Here is a 20,776-nt window from a genome sequence, read left to right as displayed (position 1 = left end):
TGGGCCTCACGTTTTGAAGAAGTGGTTTTTCAGGATGTAGCGAATGCCGCGCAGCCAGCTGTCGTCGGTGTTCGAGCGGATATCGACGGAGATGCCGCGCAGCATCTCGCCGGAGCGGGCGTCGCGCAGCACGAGGTTCATCGACAGGATCAGGTTGGAGACCTTCTGGACCTCGCCAACCAGCACATAATCGGCGCCGAGCCGGGCGGCCATGCGCACGTCGCAGCCGTAGCAGTCGGCCGGATTGCTGGTGCTGGCGAGTTCGGCTGCGACGGGATCGTTGGAGACAATGACGAACCCCTTCTCGGTGAAGCGGTCGCGCGTAGCACTCTCCAGCAGCTTCAGCCGTGCTGTCTCGTCGGCGCGCACGCCATTATAGGCGCCTTCCGTCGAGGTATCGATGAAGTGCATGCCGAGAAAGGCTATTCTGGCGCCGGGCATCAGCGGCTTGTCCAGCGCTGCCAGGGCAAGCGTTGGCAAAAAGACCAGGATAAGCGCGACCAGAATGCGTTGCATACGGCCCAGCCTAGCACAGGCATTTTGCGAAACTACGCTCCATAAGTATCGGTTTCGCGACACAACCTGTACTGTTAGTCTCCACTTTAGGGAGTAGCAGGAAGATTGGGAGGTCGTCCGGCATGTCTAACCTAACCCGTGGGCTTGCCGTTCTTTCGGCGGCGATGCTCTTTGCCGTGTCCTTGCGGGCGGCGGAGGTCAAGACGGCCGTTCTTCGGGTCGATCGCGTGGTCGGGCCGCCGATTTCGCGGCTCGATGCGCCGCCCGCCGATCTGGGTTTTGCCGGCGGCATGCTCGGCAATGAGGACAACCGCACGACCGGCGCCTTCACCGGTATGGACTATACGGTGAAGACGCAGGCCGTGGCACCGGAGCAGGCCGAAGCGGCGCTCGATGCCATGAAGGCGGAAGGCATCGGCCTGATCGCGGTGATCGCCGAAGGGGACGTCCTGAAGGCGCTCGCCGATAGGGCCGGGGCTGGCGTATTGCTGCTGAATGCCGGCGCCCGTGACGAGGCGCTGCGCGATGCCGATTGCCGGGCCAATGTGCTGCATGTCTCGCCCAGCCGCTCCATGCTCACCGACAGCCTCATCCAGTTTCTGATATGGAAGAAATGGTCGCGCATCCTGCTGATCCATGGCTCCCACCCTGAAGATAAACTGCTGGCCGACAGCTATCGAAAGTCGGCGGCCAAATTCGGCGCTGACATCGTCGAGGAACGCGAGTTCGCCGATACCGGCGGCGCCCGACGCACCGATACCGGCCATGTCTTGGTGCAGCGGCAGATCCCGGTGTTTACGCAAGGTGCCGAGGAACACGACGTGATGATCGCCGCCGACGAGGCCGGCGTCTTTGCACCTTACCTGCCCTATCACACCTGGGATCCGCGCCCGGTTGCCGGGTCGGCCGGCCTGCGTCCGGTGTCCTGGCACGCGGCACACGAATCCTGGGGGGCTACCCAGATTCAGACCCGCTTCGAGAAACTGACCGGCCGCAACATGCGCGAGGAGGATTACCAGACCTGGCTTGCCATGCGGGTGATCGGCGAGGCGGTGACGCGGTCCGGCAAGGCGGACCCGGCGGCCGTGCGCAGCTATGTCCTTTCGCCGGAATTCGAACTGGCCGCGTTCAAGGGCCAGAAGCTGACATTTCGTCCCTGGAACGGCCAACTCCGCCAGCCGATCCTTTTGACCGAAGGCCGGGTGACCGTGTCCGTTTCGCCGCAAGAGGGCTACCTGCACCAGCATTCGCCGCTCGACACCCTGGGCATCGATGCGCCCGAAACCGCCTGCCACGCTTTTGGAGGATAGAATGTTGAAACTGACCATACTGCTTCTGCCAGCCGTTTTGATGCTGGCCGGCCCGGCTGCGGCCAACAAGGTCTTCGTGAGCAACGAGCGCGGCAATAGCGTCACCGTGCTCGACAGCAAGACCTGGGAGGTGATTGCCACGTTCCCCGCCGGCAACCGGCCGCGCGGTATCACCATCAGCCCGGATGGCAAGGAACTCTATGTCTGCGCCTCGGATGACGACACCGTGCGGGTCTTCGATCCGGAAACCTACAAGGAGCTGCACACCCTGCCGTCGGGTCCGGATCCGGAACTCTTTGCCCTCAACCCCTCCGGCAATCCGCTCTATGTTGCCAATGAGGATGACAACCTGGTGACTGTGGTTGACGTGAAGACCCACCAGGTGCTGGCCGAAGTGCCGGTCGGCGTTGAGCCGGAAGGCGTGGCGGTCAGCCCCGATGCCAAGACGCTGATCAACACGTCCGAGACCACCAACATGGCGCATTTCATCGATACGTCGACCTACAAGATCGTCCACAATGTCCTGGTCGACCAGCGGCCGCGTTATGCCGAGTTCACCGCCGACGGCAGGAAGCTCTATGTCAGCGCCGAAATCGGCGGCACCGTGTCGGTCATCGACGTGACGGCAGCCGAGCCGAAGATCACCAAGAAGATCAGCTTCGCTGTGCCGGGCGTCCTGCCGGAATGGTTGCAGCCGGTCGGCATCCGGGCCACCAAGGACGGATCGCGCATTTTCGTGGCGCTCGGCCCGGCCAACCGGGTGGCCGTCATCGACGGGGCGACCGATGAGGTTCTCGATTACCTGCTGGTCGGCCAGCGCGTCTGGCAGATGGCGTTCACGCCCGGCGAGGAATTCCTGATCACCACCAATGGCAATTCCAACGATGTCAGCATCATCGACGTCAAGGCCGAGAAGGTGGTCCGCTCGGTTCCTGTCGGCGAGCAGCCCTGGGGGGTCGTAGTCGCGCCGAACTGAAGAGACGACAAAGCAAGACAATCATATTGGGAGGAATTTCAGCATGCATAAATCGATCTTTGCGGCCATCGCCGTACTCGTTCTCGCAAGCCCTGCCGCGGCCGCGCCGCTATGCACCGAACTCGGCTTTGCCGGACTGCTTGCCAAATGCAACAGGGGGGCGCCGATCGAGATCACGCTTGCCTCCGGCAAGCCGCTTGGCACAGGCGCTGTGGAGTTGCAGTCCGGCGCCTATTACGAAATGCGCATCACCGCGGATGGGTCGGCGGAACTGGCTATAACCGGCGCGCCGTTCTTCCGGGCGATCTGGATGAACGAAATCGTCATCAACGGTATCGAGGTCCGACCGATGGCGATCGACAGCCTCGAATTCGACGAGGCCGGCAAGGCGACACTGTCGTTCATTGCCATCAAACCGGGAAGCTATGAGGTGCGGATTCCGAACACCACGAGCGATAGTCAGAAGATGACGATTTCCATTCAGTGAACCGTTTTGAAAAGGGGAGAATTCCAATGAAAATCCGTTTGATCAGCACCATTATCTTTGCCGTCCTGCTGGGCGCGCCATTGGGCCTGCAGGCACAGGAGGTTGCCGCCGACAAGCAGAAAGCGATTGTCGACATGCTCGCCACCATGAAATGCGAGGTGGACGTCGCCAATATCGAGGCGAGTGGCGCGGGCTATGAGCTCGACGATGTGTTCTGCGCCGATGGCCAGTACGATATGGATCTGAACGCCGACCTGACGGTTGCCGAGAAGCGCAAGGAATAAGTGCGGGCCGAGGGCCGCGCCGGACGACGAATCATATAAAAGTCCGCTGGACAGCAAGCCGAAAAGGCCTAGGCGGCGGTTGCGGGGAGGAAAAGCAATGGGTGTTCTGAGACGATTTCTGGCCTTGTGCCTGTTTGCGATCGCTGCCGCGCCGGCCGTCATGGCGCAGGATCTGCCGAAACTGCGAGCGGCGATGCTGGCCTCGGGCACGGTCAATTGGGAAATCTCGACCATCAAGCAGAGCGAGTTAGACCGCAAGAACGGCTTCGACCTCGTTGTCCAGGACTATGCCGACAACGGCGCGACGCGCGTCGCCTTCGAGGGCGGCGAGGCCGACACCATGGTGGCCGACTGGATCTGGGTCGCCTATCAGCGCGCCGCCGGCAAGGACTATGTCTTCATTCCCTATTCGCTCGCGGTCGGCGGACTGGTGGTCAAGGACGACAGCGGCATCAAGGCGCTGCCCGACCTTGCCGGCAAGAAGATCGGCATTGCCGGCGGGCCGCTCGACAAGAGCTGGCTGATCCTGCAGGCCTATGCCAAGCAGCAATACGGCATGGACCTGGCCGGCGAGACCGAGCAGGTGTTCGGCGCCCCGCCGCTGATCTTCAAGTCGGCGCTGTCCGGTGAGACGGCGGGAGCCATCAATTTCTGGCACTTCCTCGCCAAGATGAAGGCCAAGGGCATGCATGAGCTGGTCTCCGTCTCGGATGCCGCCGCTGCCCTCAAGCTTGACCCAGACACGCCGCTGCTCGGCTATGTGCTGAAGGGCGACTATGTCGCGGCCCACCCCGAAATCGCCAAGGGATTGTACGCCGCATCGCGTGCCGCCAAGGATCTGCTGCGCAACGACGATGCGGTGTGGAACGGCCTGCGCGACAAGATGAACGCCGGCGACGATGCCGAGTTCATTGCGCTGCGCGACGGCTATCGTGCCGGCATTCCCAGCGGTAAGCCGATCGACGAGGCGGCGGCGGACCGGTTTCTGCGGCTGATGGCGGAACTCGGCGGAGAGGAACTCGTCGGCAAGGCCACCAGCCTGCCTGACGGACTGTTCCTGCATCTTGACTAAAACCCTGCAGCATCCGGCGCTGGTGCGCACCCTGTCGCTTGGGCTGCTGCTTGCGCTCTGGATCGTCGCGGCCCGGCTGACGGCAGATGCGTCCGTGCTGCCGCAGCCCTGGGCGCTGTGGACACCGTTCGTCAAGGCACTCAGTTCGGGCGCCCTGCCGTATCATCTCGGCATGACGCTGTGGCGCGTCGTCTGTGCCTTCGTGCCGGCCATGGTCATTGGCGTGGCGCTGGGCTTCCTGATGGGGCGTTTCCCCGTTGCCGATCGATGGCTCGATCCGTGGCTGGTCGTGTTTCTCAATCTGCCGGCCTTAGTGTTGATCGTGCTGTGCTACCTGTGGATCGGCCTCAACGAGACCGCGGCGATCCTGGCCGTGGTGCTCAACAAGATCCCCAACGTCGCCACCATTCTGCGCGAAGGGGCGCGGGCGCTCGATCCGAATCTCGATGCGATGGCGCAGGTCTATCGCATGCGGCCGATGGCACGGCTGCGCCATGTCGTCTTGCCGCAGCTGGCGCCCTTCATTGCCGGGGCTGCCCGTTCCGGTATCGCGGTGATCTGGAAGATCGTGCTGGTGGTCGAGTTTCTCGGCCGCTCCAGCGGCATCGGCTTCCAGATCCATTTCTATTTCCAGCTGTTCGATGTCGCCATGGTCCTGGTCTATGCGCTGTCCTTCATCGGCGTCATGCTGCTGGTCGAGGCGCTGGTCCTGCAGCCGGCCGAACGCCGGGTGCGGCGCTGGAGGACGGCATGATCAAGGTCGATGTCAGGCGCAAGGCGTTCGGTGACCAGGAAATCCTGCGCGACATCCGTTTCGAGATGGATATCGGCGAAACCATCGCCATCCTCGGCGCCTCCGGCATCGGCAAGTCGACGCTGCTGCGGCTGATCGTCGGTATCGATGCCGATTTCGACGGTGAGATCGTGCGCCCTGACAGGATCGCCATGGTGTTTCAGGAGCCGGTCCTCCTGCCATGGCGCAGCGTGCTGCAGAACCTGACGCTGGTCCATCCGCAATTGGGCAAGGATGCGGCACTGTCTGCTCTGGAGCGGATCGGCATTGCCGACAAGGCAGCACTGTTTCCGGGCCAGCTGTCGCTTGGCCAGCAGCGCCGGCTGGCGCTGGCGCGCGCCTTTGCCGGCCGGCCGGAGCTTCTGGTCATGGACGAACCCTATGTGTCGCTTGATCCCGGTACCGCCGAAGAGATGCTCGAATTGACCGAGGCGCTGATCGCCGACACAAGGCCGGCCGTCATCCTCGTCACCCATTCTCAAACCGAGGCCGATCGGCTGGCGCGGCGCATCCTTCGCCTCGCCGGCCGGCCGGCGAGGCTTGTCGACGATCCGGCACCTGACCTGGGTATCATCAGCGGGGAGGGTGCGCCATGACGGGGCTCGAGATCAGCCATGTCAGCTACGCCTACGGACAGCGCCGGGCGCTCGACGATGTCACCTTCAGCGTGGCGGCGGGCCGGTTCTGCGCGCTGCTGGGGCCGAACGGTGCCGGCAAGTCGACGCTGTTTGCGCTGCTGACCCGGTTGATCGTGACGCGAGAGGGCCAGATCGGCGTTGCCGGTTTCGACATTGCCCGCACACCGCGCGCCGCACTGGCGCGCATCGGCGTGGTGTTCCAGCAGCCCACCCTCGACCTCGACATGTCGGTGCGCCGCAATCTGCGTTATTTCGCCGGCCTGCATGGCCTGTCAGGCCGCCCGGCCGCCCTGGCGATCGACGCGGCGCTCTCGCAGCTCGGCATGGCCGAGCGGGCCGATGAGCTGGTGCGGGCGCTGAATGGCGGTCATCGTCGACGCATGGAGATCGCCCGGGCGCTGATCCACGCCCCTGAAGTCCTTTTGCTCGATGAGCCGACCGTGGGGCTGGATGCGGCCTCCCGGCAGGCAATCACCGATCACGTGCACCTCTTGGCCGAGAGTGGCCTTGCCGTGCTCTGGGCGACCCATCTGGTCGATGAGATCCGTCCGAGCGATCAGGTCGTCGTGTTGCATCGTGGCAAGGTGTTGAGTGATGGCAGCGCTGCGGCGCTGGCCGGCGAAGAGGGCCTTGCCAAGGCCTTCCTGTCGATGACGGCCGAGGGCCGGGAGGTTCCGGCATGAGAGCCTGGTGGATTGCGTTGTTTGCCATCGTCACCCGCGAAAACCTGCGGTTCATTCGCCAGCGCGGCCGGTTTCTGGCGGCTCTGGTTCGACCACTCGTGTGGCTCGTGGTCTTTGCCGCCGGCTTCCGCGCCGCCCTCGGCGTTTCGATCATCCCGCCCTATCAGACCTATATCACCTATGAGGTCTATATCGTGCCCGGTCTGTGCGGCATGATCCAGCTGTTCAACGGCATGCAGTCGTCGCTGTCGCTGGTCTATGACCAGGAGATGGGCTCGATGCGGCTGCTTCTGACGTCGCCGCTGCCGCGCTGGTGGCTGCTGTTTTCCAAGCTTCTGGCCGGCGTGATCGTCTCCATCCTGCAGGTCGCGGTCTTTCTGGCGATTGCGGCGGCGACCGGTATTACGATGCCGCCGATCGGTTATCTTGCGGTGCTGCCTGCCCTGCTTATCAGCGGCTTGATGCTCGGCGCGATGGGACTGCTGATCTCCTCGACCGTCCGGCAGCTGGAGAATTTCGCCGGCGTGATGAATTTCGTGATCTTTCCGATGTTCTTCCTGTCCTCGGCGCTCTATCCCCTGTGGAAGATGGCGGAGAGTTCGCCGCTGCTGCGCGACATCTGTGCCTTGAACCCGTTCACCCATGCGGTCGAACTGATCCGCTTTGCGCTTTATGGCGAGCTCAATCTGGTAGCGCTCGCCTGGGTCTGCGGCTGTTTCGTCCTGTTCATGCTGGCCGCCCTCTGGGGTTATGACCCGGCCCGCGCCATGCTGCGCTCGAAGGGCTGAAACGGGCACCGGCCGTCGCAGTTCGACGCCGAAAACCGCCACTTTCCGCTATATTGCCGTCGGCCGCATTTACCCTGATCCTGCCTGTGAACGAAGACGCATAGACGTCGAAAACCGAGGAGGAATCAATGATCAAATTGCATCCATCGATTGACAACGGCTTTCCGCCGGCGAGCCCCGGCTTCCACGGCGGCACGCTGAAGTGCAAATGCGCCAGCAATCCGGTGACCGTCGAAATCAGCGCACAGACGGCTCACAATCATGCCTGCGGCTGCACCAAATGCTGGAAGCCCAAGGGCGCCATCTTTGCGCAGATCGCCGTTGTCGGCCGCGACCATGTGAAGGTCACGTCGGGCGCCGACAAGCTGCAGATCGTCGATCCGAGCGCCACCATCCAGCGCTACGCCTGCAAGGATTGCGGGACCCATATGTATGGCCGGATCGAGAACAAAAATCATGCCTTCTACGGTCTTGATTTCGTGCATACCGAACTCAGCGACCAGACCGGCTGGTCGCCGCCGCAGTTCGCAGCCTTCGTGTCCTCGGTCATCGAAAGCGGCGTCAGCCCTGACAAGATGGACGAAATCCGCGCCCGCCTGAATGAACTCGGCTTGCCGCCCTACGATGCCTTGTCTCCGGCGCTGATGGATGCGATTGCCACCCATGTGGCCAAACAGTCGGGCGCGCTCGCGGCCTGACGGGTTGCGCCGCCTGCGGCGCAACGCAAACGTTCAGAGAGGTTGAAACCTCCTCCCTCGGACCTCGCCCGTTGCTTTCGGTTTTTCCGGAGGCCTCCGAACGGGCGGGGTCTGGGGCGTTATCTGCGATGAGGACGGCTGAAATCAGAAGCTAAGCAGGCCTTGCGGCCGCGTCCGGCGCGGTTTTCCATTTGATGCCGCAGCCGATCGACGCCAGCTGGTCCAGCGGACCCTTGCCGGTTCGCGAGACCATGACCATCGCCTCATAGAGATCGCGCCTGAGGGCCGGTGGGCCGGATTCCTTGCGCGAGGCATCCAGCCGGCCGCGATATTGCAGTTCCCTGTCCCGGTTGAAACCGAAGAAATCCGGCGTGCAGACGGCACCATAGGCCCGCGCCACGGATTGGTCTTCATCGAAGAGATAGGGAAAGGGCAGGGCGTTGTCCGCGGCGAAACGCTTCATGTTGCCGAAGGAATCCTGCGGATAGGCCTCGACATCATTGGAACTGATCGCCACGAAGCCGATGCCGTGGCCCTCCAGGTCGATCGCGTCCCGCACGATGCGGGAGATCACCGCCTGCACATAGGGGCAGTGATTGCAGATGAAGGCGACGACGAGCCCGTTCGACCCGGCGAGATCCAGGATCGAATGGGCCCGGCCTTCTGTACTAGGCAGCCGGGCGTCGATGGCCTTCCAGCCGAAATCGCAAAGGGGAGGGATCGCCGCCATGCCGGATCACCTCGCCAAACGAAGGGCAGCCAGTTGCGGATCGTCGGCAGCAGCGCGCAGCGCGGCGATATTGCCGGCATAGGCCTCGCGCCCGCCCTTGAAGACAGCCGAGCCGGCGACCAGGACATCGGCGCCGGCTCGGGCGACCAGCGGCGCGGTCTCGGGGGTCACGCCGCCGTCTATTTCGATGAGGATCGGTCTTGCGCCGATCATGGACTTGACGCGGGCGACCTTCTCCACCATCGCGGTAATGAAGGCCTGTCCGCCGAAGCCGGGGTTGACGGTCATCAGCAGGATGAGGTCGAGGCGGTCCAGCACATATTCGATGGCGCTTTCCGGCGTCGAGGGATTGAGCGACACGCCGGCCTTGCAGCCGAGGTCGCGGACCGCCTGCAGCGACCGGTCGAGATGGGTGGTCGCCTCGGCATGCACGGTGATGATGTCGCAGCCGGCATCGGCGAAGGCACCGAGAAAGGGATCGACCGGGGCGATCATCAGATGGCAGTCGAACACCTTGTCGGTGCGGCTGCGGATCGCCTTGATGACCGGAGGCCCGAAGGTGATGTTGGGCACGAAATGGCCGTCCATCACGTCGAGATGGATCCAGTCGGCGCCGGCGTCGCAGATGGTTTCGACCTCTTCGCCGAGCCGGGAAAAATCGGCCGAGAGAACGGAGGGGGCGATGATGGTTTTGGGGCTCATGGCACTGTCTCCTGATGTGTGGGCGAAACCATGGTGAAGACGCGGCTGCCGGAAATGTCGCGGGCCGTGATGGTCGATAGCTGCTCGGCGTCGACCGGGCCGGTGCTTTCCTCAAACAGCCGGTTGGCCTGGCGCAGCCGTGCCCGGTCGAGTGCATTGCGAATGGAGCGGGCATTGGCGAAATGCGGCTGGCGCCGGCGCCTTGCGATATAATCGCCCATGATGGCCGTGGCCTTGGCGTCGAAATGATAGCCCTGCCGCTCCAGCATGCTTTCGGCGATCGACAGGAGCTCGCCGTCGTCATAATCGGGAAAATCGATGTGATGGGCGATGCGCGAGCGGAAGCCGGGATTGCTTTCGAAGAAGCGATCCATACGGTCGGAATAGCCGGCGAGGATCACCACGAGGTCGTCGCGGTTGTTCTCCATCACCTGCAGCAGAATCTCGATCGCTTCCTGGCCATAGTCGCGTTCGTTGTCCGGTCGGTAGAGATAATAGGCCTCGTCGATGAACAGCACGCCGCCCATCGCCCGTTTCAGGATCTCCTTGGTCTTCGGCGCGGTGTGGCCGATATATTGTCCGACCAGGTCGTCGCGCGTCACCGACACGAGATGGCCCTTGCGGACATAGCCGAGCCGATGCAGCAGATTGGCCATGCGCAGGGCGACCGTCGTCTTGCCGGTGCCGGGATTGCCGGTAAAGCTCATGTGCAGCGACGGCGCCTCATGGGTGAGGCCCATGGCACGACGCGCCCGCTCGACGAGCAGCAGAGCTGCCGTCTCGCGGATGCGCTGTTTGACGGGTTTGAGCCCGATCAGCTCACGGTCCAGTTCGGCAAGGATGTCCGCCACGCCGGAAGCCTTGTATTCCTCGGCAAGATCGACCGATGTCGGCAGGCTTTCGGCGGGTGATACGGCTTCCGGCATGTCCATGTCCCTGGCTCCTCTTTGTTTTGTCGCATGTCGTCGCCCCGAAACCGGTGCCCACTTTCGGGCGACATGCTCTAGCGTTGCGTTTCCCAGGCATAATGCTGGTTGCGGCCACGGCCCTCCGTCCGGGTCATCCGCAGGCTCGGTTCCTTGTCCGGGCGATTGACGATGAAGGACATCGTCACCGTCTCGAAACCGCGATTGGAATCGAAGGCATTGAGGCGGATATAGGTCTGCGGATGGGTCTTGCGGCAATCGTCCAGCTCCATCATCACGCCCTTGGCGTCCTTCAGGTCGAACATCGGATTGCCCCACATTTCCCAATAGGTGTTTCGAGGGTGTGGATCGTCGGTGTATTCGACGCCGATCGCCCATCCCTTGCGCAGGCAATATTCCACCTGTGCGGTGATCTGCTCGTCGGTCAGATCCGGCAGGAACGAGAAGCATCCTTGTGTGATACGCATGTCGTCTCTCCTTCTTGTTGTCCGTTATCCGTTGTCAGGCGACGCTGACGCTCGGCACGAAATCCGACGTGTCGGTCGAGGTGTAGTTGAAGCTGATATTGCCCCAGGTATCGAGGGCTGCTTCCAGCGGCTTGCACCATTTGGCCGCAGCCCGCAGGATTTCAGGCCCCTCATGGGCAATGTCGCGGCCCTCGTTGCGGGCCAGCACCATGGCTTCCAGCGCCACCCGGTTTGCGGTCGCACCCGCCTGGATGCCCATCGGATGGCCGATCGTGCCGCCGCCGAACTGCAGGACGACGTCGTCGCCGAACAGGTCGAGCAGCTGGTGCATCTGGCCGGCATGAATGCCGCCCGAGGCCACCGGCATGACCTTTTTGATGTCGCCCCAGTCCTGTTCGAAGAAGATGCCGCGTTGCAGGTCGACCTCGTTCTTGGTTTCGCGCAGGACGTTGTAATAGCCCTGCACGGTCATCGGATCGCCCTCCAGCTTGCCGACGGCGGTGCCGGCATGCAGATGGTCGACGCCGGCCAGCCGCAGCCATTTGGCGATGACGCGGAACGAGATGCCGTGGTTCTTCTGGCGCGTGTAGGTGCCGTGGCCGGCGCGGTGCATGTGCAGGATCATGTCGTTCTGCCTGCACCATTCCGAGATCGACTGGATCGCCGTCCAGCCGATGATCAGATCCACCATGACGATGACCGAGCCGAGTTCCTTGGCGAATTCGGCGCGGCGGTACATCTCCTCCATCGTGCCGGCGGTGATGTTGAGGTAATGGCCCTTGACCTCGCCTGTCTTGGCGGAGGCATGGTTGACGGCCTCCATGCAGTAGAGGAAACGGTCGCGCCAATGCATGAACGGTTGCGAGTTGATGTTCTCGTCGTCCTTCATGAAATCGAGGCCGCCCTTCAAGCCTTCGTAGACGACGCGGCCGTAATTCTTGCCGGACAGGCCGAGCTTGGGCTTGGTGGTGGCGCCGAGCAGCGGCTTGCCGAACTTGTCGAGCCGTTCGCGCTCGACGACGATGCCGGTCGGCGGCCCCTTGAAGGTCTTCACATAGGCGACCGGGAAGCGCATGTCCTCGAGCCTTGCGGCCTTCAGCGGCTTGAACGAGAAGACGTTGCCGATGATCGACGCCGTCAGGTTGGCGATCGACCCTTCCTCGAACAGGATGAGATCGTAGGCGACGTAGCAGAAATACTGCCCGGGCGTTCCCGGCACCGGATCGACCCGGTAGGCCTTGGCGCGGTACTGGTCGCAGGCCGTCAGGCGGTCGGTCCAGACCACCGTCCAGGTGGCGGTGGAGCTTTCGCCGGCAACCGCGGCGGCAGCCTCGATCGGATCGACGCCGTCCTGCGGCGTGATCCGGAACAGCGCGATCAGATCGGTGTCCTTCGGCTCGTAGTCGCGGTCCCAATAGCCCATCTGGGCATATTTGAGCACGCCGGCCTTGTAGCGTTCCTTGCCTCTGATCTCGGTTTTTGCATCGGCGTTCATGACGTGGTCCTTTCCTCTGGAGGGATGCAGTCAGGCGGCTTGCGACCGCGCCGTCTGGGGTTTCAGGGAGCCGCTCGCATAGCGGCGCGCCATGTCCGACATCGGCATGACCTTGATGCGGGAGGCATTGCCGGCCGTGCCGAAGGCTTCGAACCGCGCCTGGCAGACCGCCGACATGGCGTCCATGGCGGGTTTCAGGAATTTGCGCGGATCGAATTCGTCGCGGCGGGTGTCAGCGACGCGGCGAAAGGCGGCGGCGGCCGCCAGGCGCAGATCGGTGTCGATATTGACCTTGCGCACGCCGAACCGGATGCCCCGCACGATTTCCTCGACCGGCACGCCATAGGTCTCGCGCATTTCGCCGCCATGGGCATTGAACACGTCCTGCCATTCCTGCGGCACCGACGAGGAGCCGTGCATGACGATATGGGTATGGGGCAGCCGGCGATGGATCTTCTCGATGACGTCCATGGCGAGTACTTCGCCGGTCGGCTTGCGGGTAAACTTGTAGGCGCCGTGCGACGTGCCGATGGCGACCGCCAGGGCATCGACGCCCGTCTCGTCGACGAAGCGGGCGGCTTCGTCGGGGTCGGTCAGCAGTTGCGAGCGATCCAGCGCCCCTTCGAAGCCGTGACCGTCCTCGGCCTCGCCATGGCCGGTCTCCAGCGAACCGAGGCAGCCAAGCTCGCCTTCGACCGACGCGCCCACCATATGGGCGAGGCGGCTCACTTCCGCGGTGATCGCGACATTATAGGCATAGTCGGCCGGGGTCTTGGCATCCTCCTTCAGCGAGCCGTCCATCATCACCGAGGTGAAGCCGTGCTGGATCGCCGAGAGGCAGGTCGCGACATTGTTGCCGTGGTCCTGGTGGATGCAGAGCGGAATATCGGGATACATCTGTTCCAGCGCCTCCATCATCTTGGCCAGCATGATGTCGTTGGCATAGGTCCTGGCACCCCGCGATGCCTGCAGGATCACCGGCGCGTCGCAGGCGCGCGCCGCCTCCATGATCGCCAGTCCCTGTTCCATGTTGTTGATGTTGAAGGCCGGAACGCCATAGCTGCGCTCGGCGGCGTGATCCAGCAATTGACGGAGCGTGATACGGGCCATGGTCAATCCTCTCTTGTTGGTGTGATGATGGTCTTGCCCGCCTGCGGGCCGGTCCGGGTGGTCATGCGGGGCGTCTCCTGACGTTTTTGCCGACAAGCTTCAGGGCTTCGGCGACGATATGCTCCGCGGTGATGCCGAAATGGCGGTAGAGATCGGCGGCCGGCGCCGAGGCGCCGAAGCCCAGCATGCCGACGAAGGCGCTGCGCGGTCCCATCCAGCGATCCCAGCCGAGGCGGCCGGCAGCCTCGATGGCAATGCGCGGCGCGTCTCCCAGGACCTTCTTCTGGTAGGCGGCGTCCTGGACCTCGAACTTCTCCCAGCACGGCATGGACACCACGGCGGCCTCCATGCCGGCCTCGCTGCGCAATTGCTCCGCGGCGGCAAGGGCTATTTCGACCTCGGAGCCTGTGGCCAGAAGGGTGATGTCGCGGGGGCCGCGGGCCTCCTTCACGACATAGGCTCCGAGCGCTGAGAGGTTCTGGTCGCCATCGGTCTGGCGCAGCATCGGCAGGGCCTGGCGCGACAGAGCCAGCACGCTCGGCCGGTTCTTCTCGCCAAGCGCAATCTCCCAGCATTCCGCCGTTTCGATGATGTCGGCCGGCCGAAACACATTGAGATTGGGGGTGGCGCGCAGCATGGCCAGATGCTCGACCGGCTGGTGGGTCGGACCGTCTTCGCCAAGCCCGATGGAATCATGGGTCAGCACATAGACGACCGGCAGGCCCATCAGCGCCGAAAGCCGCATGCCGCCCCGCGCATAATCGGAAAACACCAGGAAGGTGCCGCCATAGGGAATGAAACCGCCGTGCAGGGCGATGCCGTTCATGGCGGCCGCCATGCCGTGCTCCCGGATACCGTAGTGCAGGTAGCGGCCGCGGAAATTACCGGGCGTGATGGCGAGCGTCTGCGAGGTCATCGTCAGGTTCGAGCCGGTCAGGTCGGCAGAGCCGCCGATGGTCAGCGTCGTTGCCGCGTTGATGACCTCCAGCGCCATCTGCGACGCCTGCCGGGTTGCCACCTTGGAGGCCTTCTTGCGATGCTCGGCGCGGAAATTGGCCAGTCGGTAGGCGACGTCGGCGCCGAGGCGCCGGCCGACGGTCTGCTCGTAGCGCTTTTTTGAGCGCGATGCGTCGCGGCGCAATTCCCAAGCCTCCCGCGCCGTGCGGCCGCGCATCGCTACAGCTTCCCAGGCTGACTTGATCGCCGGCGGCACGAAGAAGGGCGGATGGGACCAGGCAAGCTTCTGGCGCGTGGCGGCGATTTCATTGTCACCGAGGGCGGCCCCATGGGTCTTGTGCGAGCCCTCCATGCTGGCGGCACCCTTGCCGATGCGGGTGCGGCAGGCAATCAGCGAGGGCTTGCGGCTGCGGCGAGCCCGCTCGATCGCCTTGGCCACGGCCTGCGGATCATGGCCATCGACGCCTTGCGCATCCCAGCCGGCGGCCCGGAAGCGCGCCAGCTGGTCGGTGGAGGTGGAGAGCGATGTCGCCCCATCGATCGAGATCTGGTTGTCGTCCCAGAGCACGACCAGCTTGCGCAGCTTCAGGTGTCCGGCCAGGTCGATGGCCTCGTGGCTGATGCCTTCCTGAAGGCAGCCGTCGCCGGCCACCACATAGGTGAAGTGATTGCAGAGCGAGCTTCCGAAGCGGGCGGCCATCATCTGCTCGGCGATCGCCATGCCGACGGCGGTGGCGATGCCCTGGCCAAGCGGCCCGGTGGTGGTCTCGATGCCAAGCGCATGGCCGTATTCGGGATGGCCTGCCGTTTTCGCGCCGAGCTGGCGGAAGTTGGACAGTTCCGACATCGGCATGTCGGCAAAGCCGATCAGGTGATGGATGGCATAGAGCAGCATCGAGCCGTGGCCGGCCGACAGGATAAAGCGGTCGCGATCCGGCCAGTTGGGCTCGGATGGATCGATCTTGATGAAACGGTTGAACAACACGGTCACCGCGTCGGCCATGCCCATCGGCATGCCGGGATGGCCGGAATTGGCTTTCTGCACGGCATCCATGGCGAGAAACCGGATGGCATCGGCCATTTGGGTTTCCGATGCCGCAGCATGGGCCTCAATCTTCAGCGAAACATTCATGGTGTCCTCCTCACGACATGCGGTGCTTGCGTTCGAGCAGTTTGTGGATCAGCGGCGTGAAAATCAGCTGCATGGCCAGATCCAGCTTGTCGCCGGGCACCACGATGGAATTGGCGCGCGACATGTAGCTGTTGTGCAGCATCGACAGCAGGTACGGAAAATCGATGCTGCGCGGATTGGCAAAGCGGATGACCAGGATCGATTCAGCCGGTGTCGGAATCCACCGGGCAATGAACGGATTGGACGTATCGACGATCGGCACGCGCTGGAAATTGATGTCAGTCAGCGAGAATTGCGGGCAGATATAATGCACGTAATCCGGCATGCGCCGCAGGATGGTGTCGGTCACGGCCTCGGTTGAGTAACCGCGCGTCGCCTTGTCCCGATGGATCTTCTGGATCCATTCGAGGTTGATTACCGGCACGACGCCGATCTTCAGGTCGCAGTGCTGGGCGAGATTGAGGGTGTCGGTGACGGCGCAGCCGTGCAGGCCCTCGTAAAACAGCAGGTCGCTGCCGCGAAACTCCTCCCATTCCGTGAATGTGCCGGGCTCGGCCCCGTATTTTGCGGCCTCGGCGTCGTCATGCACATAGTGGCGGGTGCGCCCGACCCCCCGCCGGCCATATTCGGCAAAGACCCCTTCGAGGATCTCCAGCTCGTTGGCCTCGGCGGCGAAATGGGTGAAATCGACGCCCTTGGCCTTCTCCTCGGCGATCTTGCGGCGCATGGTTTCCCGGTCGAAGCGATGGAAGGCGTCGCCTTCGATGAAGGATGCCGAGATGTTCTCGCGCTTGAAGATCTTCTCGAACGTGTCCTTGACGGTGGTGGTGCCGGCGCCGGACGAGCCGGTGATCGATATGATCGGGTATTTTGCTGACATTTATCTCTCCTCAGGCCCGAAACAGGCCGCGCTTGCCGAACAGCGGTGCGCGTTCGCCGATCATGTTCGGGTCGACGTGATAGCGGGCGATGCGTGCGACTTCCCGGCGTGAGCCGAAGATGAGCGGCACGCGCTGGTGCAGGTTTTCCGGCACGAGATCGAGAATGCGGGTCACGGAATTCGTGGCGGATCCGCCGGCATTTTCGACGATGAAGGCGATCGGGTTGGCCTCGTAGACCAGCCGCAGCCGGCCCTGGCTGTAACCCTTGCGACCGTCGGAGGGGTAGAGGAAGATGCCGCCGCGGATCAGGATGCGATAGGTATCGGCCACCAGCGAGGCGATCCAACGCATGTTGAAGTCGCGCTCGCGGGGCCCTTCTACGCCCGCCAGGCAATCGTCGACATAGAGCCGGATCGCTTCTTCCCAATGGCGGTAGTTCGACATGTTGATGGCGAATTCGCTGGTGCGCTCGGCGATGTTGACCGACTTGTAGCCCTGCACGAAACAGCCGAGCCGGCTGGAGAAGATGAAGATCTCCGTGCCCCTGCCGACGGTCAGCACCAGGGCTGTCTGCGGCCCGTAGACGAAGAAGCCGGCGGCCAGCTGGCAGCTTCCCGGCTGCAGGAAGGTGTGGACGGGATCAAGGCCCGGTCCCTTGATCGCGGGCAAGATGGAAAACACCGTGCCGATCGAGACGTTGGTGTCGATGTTCGACGAGCCGTCGAGCGGGTCGATGGCGACCGCGAGGCGAGCATTGGGATCGAGCAGGACAGGGTTCTCCAGCTCCTCCGAGGCATAACACGCCACCGGCGCACCCTGCAGGCAGGACAGGAAGAGGTCGTCGCAGACGACATCCAGATCTTTTTGCAGGTCGCCGTCGGTATTGCTGCCGCGGGTGCCGTTGAAGGCCGTGCCGAGCGTTCCCTGGTTGACGAGCTTGCGGACGTCGAGAGCGGCCGTTGCCAGCCTCTGGATCACCGCCGCCACGTCGGTCGCGATATCGTCGCGATTGGCCGTGCATGAGGCAAGATATGCCTGAAGAGTTGCGCCTGACATGATGTCTCCTCCCACAATGTCCCTTGCAGAATGGCGCAAACGAAGAGTTTGTAAAATTTATTAAATTGACTTTCTAAGTTAGAAATACTTACTTCTATGTATGCGCAACCTCACCCTTCGCCAGCTCCGTACCGTTCAGGCCATTTGCCGGCTGGGCAAGATCAACCTTGCCGCCGAGGATCTTGGCCTGACCGGGCCGGCGCTGACGCTGCAGATCCAGCAGCTGGAGCGGGACGCCGAGGTGCAGCTTTTCGACAGGACACGGGGCGGCATGGTGCCGACCGCCTTCGGCCTTGCCTTTCTGGAGGCGGCCCGCGAGATCGAGGAGAGCCTGAACAGTCTCGAAGATTCGATCAGTGCCATGAAAGGGTTGCGAACCGGGCGTCTGCGCCTTGGTGTCGTGTCGACCGGCAAATATTTCGCGCCGCAGCTGATTGCTGCCTTCCGCAAGCAGGTGCCGGCCATCGAGATCAATCTTTTCATCGGCAACCGCGCCGAGATCATCACCAAGCTGCGCGATCATGAGATCGATATCGCACTGATGGGCCGGCCGCCGCGCGATTTCGAGGTGCGATCCCAGGTCTTTGGCGACCATCCGCTGGTCTTCATCGCGCCGGCGGATCATCCGCTGGCCGGGGTGCTGGACATTTCACGGGAGCGCATTGCGCAGGAGCAGTTTATCTTGCGCGAGCGGGGCTCGGGAACCCGGATCTCGCTTGAGATTTTCTTGAGCGATACGCCCCGCAAGCTGGAAGACCTCGGAACCGAAATGGGCTCGAACGAGACGATCAAACAGGCCGTCATCGCCGGCCTCGGGCTAGCGTTTATATCGGCTCATACGATCGAACAGGAAATCAAGCTGGGCCGGCTGGTCATTCTCGACGTCGTTGATACGCCGATCCGCCGGCAATGGTTCAGCGTGTCGCGCCTCGACCGGACGACGACGCCGGCCATGCAGGCTTTCGAGCAGTTTCTGCTGACGTCAGGCGCGCGTCATCTGCCGGTGGTCAGCAAGCCCTATCCCGCCAACGTGTTCGGCTGATCCAGGGACACTGAGATCGTAAAGCGGGGTCAGTCCGTGTCTTTTGGCCAGCACTTCAGGGAGGTCTCGATGACGCGGTAAAGCGCGTCGCGGTCGGCGCCGGAGGCGGCCTGCACGGCGGTGCCTTGCGAGATCGTCATGATGTATTGGGCGAGTTCGGCCGGATCCTGGCCTTTCGGTAAGTCGCCTTCATCTGCAGCCCGCTGAAAACGCTCGGTCAGCAGGCGCTCTGGCCGCTGGCGGCTCTCGAGCAGGGATTTCTGGACATGGGCCGCTGCTTCGCCGCCGGCAAGGGCACCGCTCACCGCCATGCAGCCGCTTGGCGTCGAGCAGTCGGTCTGGATGTCGGCAAAACCCTTCAGCACCTTTTCGGCGACGGCGCGGGCCTTCGGCTCGGCCAGGGCTCTTTCCAGAAAACACAGTTTCGTGCGTTCGTAGCGGTCGAGGGCCTTGCGAAACAGCTCTTCCTTGTTCCCGAAATAGCCGTAAAGGCTGGGCTTGGTAATGCCCATGCCCTCGGTCAGGTCGTTCAGAGATGTGCCTTCGTAGCCTTTGCGCCAGAACAGTTCCATGGCTGTCTGCAAGGCTTCATCGACGTCGAACTCTCTGGGCCGACCCATTTTTTTATTCCTCCCGATGCTAATATACCGATCGGTATAAAAGTCTATTGACAGTCATCAATCCTCACGTCTATTTATATACCGATCGGTAATAAACGTCAATGGACCATGCTAATGGTTGTCATCGATAACCATAATAAAGCGTCAGAAACAAGGATCGCCCCGATGTCGATTGAAAATTCCAAGCGGAACCTTCTCGCTGCCGGTCTGGTGCTGACTGTCGCTACAGTCGTTCCAACCCTCTATTTCGATATCCTTGGCAGCAAGGCCGGTGCCGGTATTGCTGCCGAAACGCCGGCGGCTCCGGCTGCCGTGCCCGTCTCTGTGGCGGTCGTCGAGGCGCGGCCGATCAACCAATGGCAGGAGTTTTCCGGCCGTCTGGAAGCCGTCGATCGTGTCGAGTTGCGGTCGCGTGTGGCCGGTGCCATCGAAAAGGTGCATTTCCAGGAAGGCGCGCTTGTCGAAAAGGGTGATCTGCTGGTGACGATCGACCCAGCCCCTTACGAGGCTGAAGTCGCCCGTGCCCGTGCCGAGGTGGCTGCTGCAGAGGCTAGAGCTTCTCTGGCGCGCACGGAATTGAAGCGCGGCAAGCAGCTGGTTGGGTCGAGTGCGGTGTCGCAAAGCGATTATGACCAGCGCGTCAATGCCGAAGCCAGTGCCGTCGCCGATCTCGAGGCGGCCCGCGCCGTTCTGCAGTCGGCGCAGCTCAATCTCGGCTATACGGAAATACGCGCCCCGATCTCTGGACGGATCGGCAAGATCGAGGTAACCGCCGGCAACCTGATTGCCGCCGGCTCTTCGTCGCCGATCCTGACCCAGCTGGTTTCGCTCAACCCGATCTACGCGAGTTTCGAGGCGGACGAGAGCGTCGTTTCCGGCGTTCTCTCCGATCTGCCGGAAGGCGTGCATGCCCGCAATTTCATCGACCGCGTGCCGGTGCAGATGGACATTGCCGGCCGGTCGGACGTCAAGGGCAGGCTGCAATTGGTCGACAGCAGCGTCGATCCGCAAAGTGGCACCGTGCGCGTCCGTGCGGTCTTCGACAATGCCGATGGCTCCCTGATGCCGGGCCAGTTCGCGCGGCTGAAGATGGGCCGCTCAAAGACGACAGAGGCCGTGCTGATCCACGAACGCTCGATCGGCACCGACCAGAACAAGAAATTCGTCATGGTGGTGAAACCCGACAATACGACGGAATACCGCGAGATTTCGGTCGGCGCGAAGTCGGACGGCTTGCGGATCGTGACCAGCGGCCTTTCGGCCAAGGAACGTATCGTCGTCAACGGGCTGCAGCGCATTCGGCCGGGTGCTCTCGTGGAACCGCAGATGGTGTCCATGAACGGCGGCGCCGATCCGCAGCTGCAGGCCTCCATCTTAGAACCGGCTAGTCGTTAAGACGATTTCGGCCATCAA

23 protein-coding genes are annotated in these 20,776 nt (G+C 62.9%); 12 read left to right on the top strand and 11 right to left on the bottom strand.

Features of this window, described 5'->3' with window-relative positions; genetic code table 11:
* Positions 1 to 6: 6 nt before the first annotated feature.
* Entirely contained in the window at positions 7 to 516 is a 510-nt protein-coding gene (locus tag HFC70_RS20955) for a DUF3280 domain-containing protein (protein WP_168475238.1), read from the bottom strand.
* Positions 517 to 638: 122 nt separating this feature from the next.
* On the opposite strand from HFC70_RS20955, the gene HFC70_RS20950 reads away from it, so the two are divergent.
* The 10 genes from HFC70_RS20950 (at position 639) to gfa (ending at position 8,245) form a co-directional block, all read left to right on the top strand.
* On the top strand, positions 639 to 1,826 hold the full coding sequence (locus HFC70_RS20950) for an ABC transporter substrate-binding protein (RefSeq protein ID WP_168475237.1): 1,188 nt from the start codon (positions 639 to 641) through the stop codon (positions 1,824 to 1,826).
* A 1-nt stretch (position 1,827) separates the two neighbouring features.
* Complete coding sequence (locus tag HFC70_RS20945; protein WP_168475236.1) at positions 1,828 to 2,802, top strand: YVTN family beta-propeller repeat protein; 975 nt, start codon at positions 1,828 to 1,830, stop codon at positions 2,800 to 2,802.
* A 43-nt stretch (positions 2,803 to 2,845) separates the two neighbouring features.
* Positions 2,846 to 3,289, top strand: a complete 444-nt coding sequence (locus HFC70_RS20940; protein ID WP_168475235.1) for a hypothetical protein — start codon at positions 2,846 to 2,848, stop codon at positions 3,287 to 3,289.
* Positions 3,290 to 3,315: 26 nt separating this feature from the next.
* Positions 3,316 to 3,573, top strand: coding sequence for a hypothetical protein (locus HFC70_RS20935; RefSeq protein WP_168475234.1), 258 nt, complete (start codon positions 3,316 to 3,318; stop codon positions 3,571 to 3,573).
* Between the two features lie 97 nt (positions 3,574 to 3,670).
* The gene (locus HFC70_RS20930) at positions 3,671 to 4,645 is read left to right on the top strand and encodes an ABC transporter substrate-binding protein (protein WP_168475233.1); all 975 of its coding nucleotides are present in this window, start codon (positions 3,671 to 3,673) and stop codon (positions 4,643 to 4,645) included.
* Entirely contained in the window at positions 4,638 to 5,399 is a 762-nt protein-coding gene (locus tag HFC70_RS20925) for an ABC transporter permease (protein WP_168475232.1), read from the top strand. The genes HFC70_RS20930 and HFC70_RS20925 overlap by 8 nt, the downstream gene beginning before the upstream one ends.
* On the top strand, positions 5,396 to 6,034 hold the full coding sequence (locus HFC70_RS20920; RefSeq protein ID WP_168475231.1) for an ABC transporter ATP-binding protein: 639 nt from the start codon (positions 5,396 to 5,398) through the stop codon (positions 6,032 to 6,034). Before HFC70_RS20925 ends, HFC70_RS20920 begins: the two co-directional genes overlap by 4 nt.
* Positions 6,031 to 6,759, top strand: a complete 729-nt coding sequence (locus HFC70_RS20915; protein ID WP_168475230.1) for an ABC transporter ATP-binding protein — start codon at positions 6,031 to 6,033, stop codon at positions 6,757 to 6,759. Before HFC70_RS20920 ends, HFC70_RS20915 begins: the two co-directional genes overlap by 4 nt.
* Positions 6,756 to 7,547 (top strand): ABC transporter permease, encoded by a 792-nt coding sequence (locus HFC70_RS20910; protein ID WP_168475229.1) that lies wholly within the window; start codon positions 6,756 to 6,758, stop codon positions 7,545 to 7,547. Before HFC70_RS20915 ends, HFC70_RS20910 begins: the two co-directional genes overlap by 4 nt.
* A 128-nt stretch (positions 7,548 to 7,675) precedes the next feature.
* Positions 7,676 to 8,245, top strand: a complete 570-nt coding sequence (gfa, locus tag HFC70_RS20905) for an S-(hydroxymethyl)glutathione synthase (RefSeq protein ID WP_168475228.1) — start codon at positions 7,676 to 7,678, stop codon at positions 8,243 to 8,245.
* Positions 8,246 to 8,396: 151 nt separating this feature from the next.
* On the opposite strand, the gene HFC70_RS20900 is transcribed toward gfa, so the two are convergent.
* From HFC70_RS20900 to HFC70_RS20860, 9 genes are all read right to left on the bottom strand, one after another.
* Positions 8,397 to 8,975 carry a thioredoxin family protein gene (locus HFC70_RS20900; protein ID WP_168475227.1) on the bottom strand — a complete coding sequence of 193 codons (579 nt, stop codon included), beginning with the start codon at positions 8,973 to 8,975 and terminating at the stop codon, positions 8,397 to 8,399.
* A gap of 6 nt (positions 8,976 to 8,981) precedes the next feature.
* Positions 8,982 to 9,677, bottom strand: coding sequence for a ribulose-phosphate 3-epimerase (rpe, locus tag HFC70_RS20895; protein ID WP_168475226.1), 696 nt, complete (start codon positions 9,675 to 9,677; stop codon positions 8,982 to 8,984).
* Complete coding sequence (gene cbbX, locus HFC70_RS20890; protein ID WP_168475225.1) at positions 9,674 to 10,609, bottom strand: CbbX protein; 936 nt, start codon at positions 10,607 to 10,609, stop codon at positions 9,674 to 9,676. Before cbbX ends, rpe begins: the two co-directional genes overlap by 4 nt.
* 71 nt (positions 10,610 to 10,680) lie before the next feature.
* Positions 10,681 to 11,070, bottom strand: a complete 390-nt coding sequence (locus HFC70_RS20885; RefSeq protein WP_168475224.1) for a ribulose bisphosphate carboxylase small subunit — start codon at positions 11,068 to 11,070, stop codon at positions 10,681 to 10,683.
* A gap of 34 nt (positions 11,071 to 11,104) precedes the next feature.
* Positions 11,105 to 12,565, bottom strand: a complete 1,461-nt coding sequence (locus HFC70_RS20880; RefSeq protein WP_168475223.1) for a form I ribulose bisphosphate carboxylase large subunit — start codon at positions 12,563 to 12,565, stop codon at positions 11,105 to 11,107.
* A 30-nt stretch (positions 12,566 to 12,595) separates the two neighbouring features.
* Complete coding sequence (fba, locus tag HFC70_RS20875; protein ID WP_168475222.1) at positions 12,596 to 13,675, bottom strand: class II fructose-bisphosphate aldolase; 1,080 nt, start codon at positions 13,673 to 13,675, stop codon at positions 12,596 to 12,598.
* Between the two features lie 61 nt (positions 13,676 to 13,736).
* The gene (gene tkt, locus HFC70_RS20870) at positions 13,737 to 15,764 is read right to left on the bottom strand and encodes a transketolase (protein ID WP_168475221.1); all 2,028 of its coding nucleotides are present in this window, start codon (positions 15,762 to 15,764) and stop codon (positions 13,737 to 13,739) included.
* Positions 15,765 to 15,774: 10 nt separating this feature from the next.
* Complete coding sequence (locus HFC70_RS20865) at positions 15,775 to 16,644, bottom strand: phosphoribulokinase (RefSeq protein ID WP_168475220.1); 870 nt, start codon at positions 16,642 to 16,644, stop codon at positions 15,775 to 15,777.
* Between the two features lie 10 nt (positions 16,645 to 16,654).
* On the bottom strand, positions 16,655 to 17,701 hold the full coding sequence (locus tag HFC70_RS20860; protein WP_168475219.1) for a class 1 fructose-bisphosphatase: 1,047 nt from the start codon (positions 17,699 to 17,701) through the stop codon (positions 16,655 to 16,657).
* A gap of 100 nt (positions 17,702 to 17,801) precedes the next feature.
* Between HFC70_RS20860 and HFC70_RS20855 the strand changes: the two genes are divergently transcribed.
* Positions 17,802 to 18,743 carry a LysR family transcriptional regulator gene (locus HFC70_RS20855; protein ID WP_168475218.1) on the top strand — a complete coding sequence of 314 codons (942 nt, stop codon included), beginning with the start codon at positions 17,802 to 17,804 and terminating at the stop codon, positions 18,741 to 18,743.
* Positions 18,744 to 18,772: 29 nt separating this feature from the next.
* Here the strand turns inward: HFC70_RS20855 and HFC70_RS20850 are convergent, their stop codons facing one another.
* Complete coding sequence (locus HFC70_RS20850) at positions 18,773 to 19,363, bottom strand: TetR/AcrR family transcriptional regulator (RefSeq protein ID WP_168475217.1); 591 nt, start codon at positions 19,361 to 19,363, stop codon at positions 18,773 to 18,775.
* A gap of 165 nt (positions 19,364 to 19,528) precedes the next feature.
* On the opposite strand from HFC70_RS20850, the gene HFC70_RS20845 reads away from it, so the two are divergent.
* The gene (locus HFC70_RS20845) at positions 19,529 to 20,758 is read left to right on the top strand and encodes an efflux RND transporter periplasmic adaptor subunit (RefSeq protein WP_168475216.1); all 1,230 of its coding nucleotides are present in this window, start codon (positions 19,529 to 19,531) and stop codon (positions 20,756 to 20,758) included.
* The last annotated feature ends 18 nt before the right edge of the window (positions 20,759 to 20,776 follow it).

The sequence above is a fragment of the Agrobacterium sp. a22-2 genome (assembly GCF_012276985.1).
Lineage (GTDB): Bacteria > Pseudomonadota > Alphaproteobacteria > Rhizobiales > Rhizobiaceae > Allorhizobium.
This window is presented reverse-complemented; position numbering and strand designations above follow the sequence as displayed.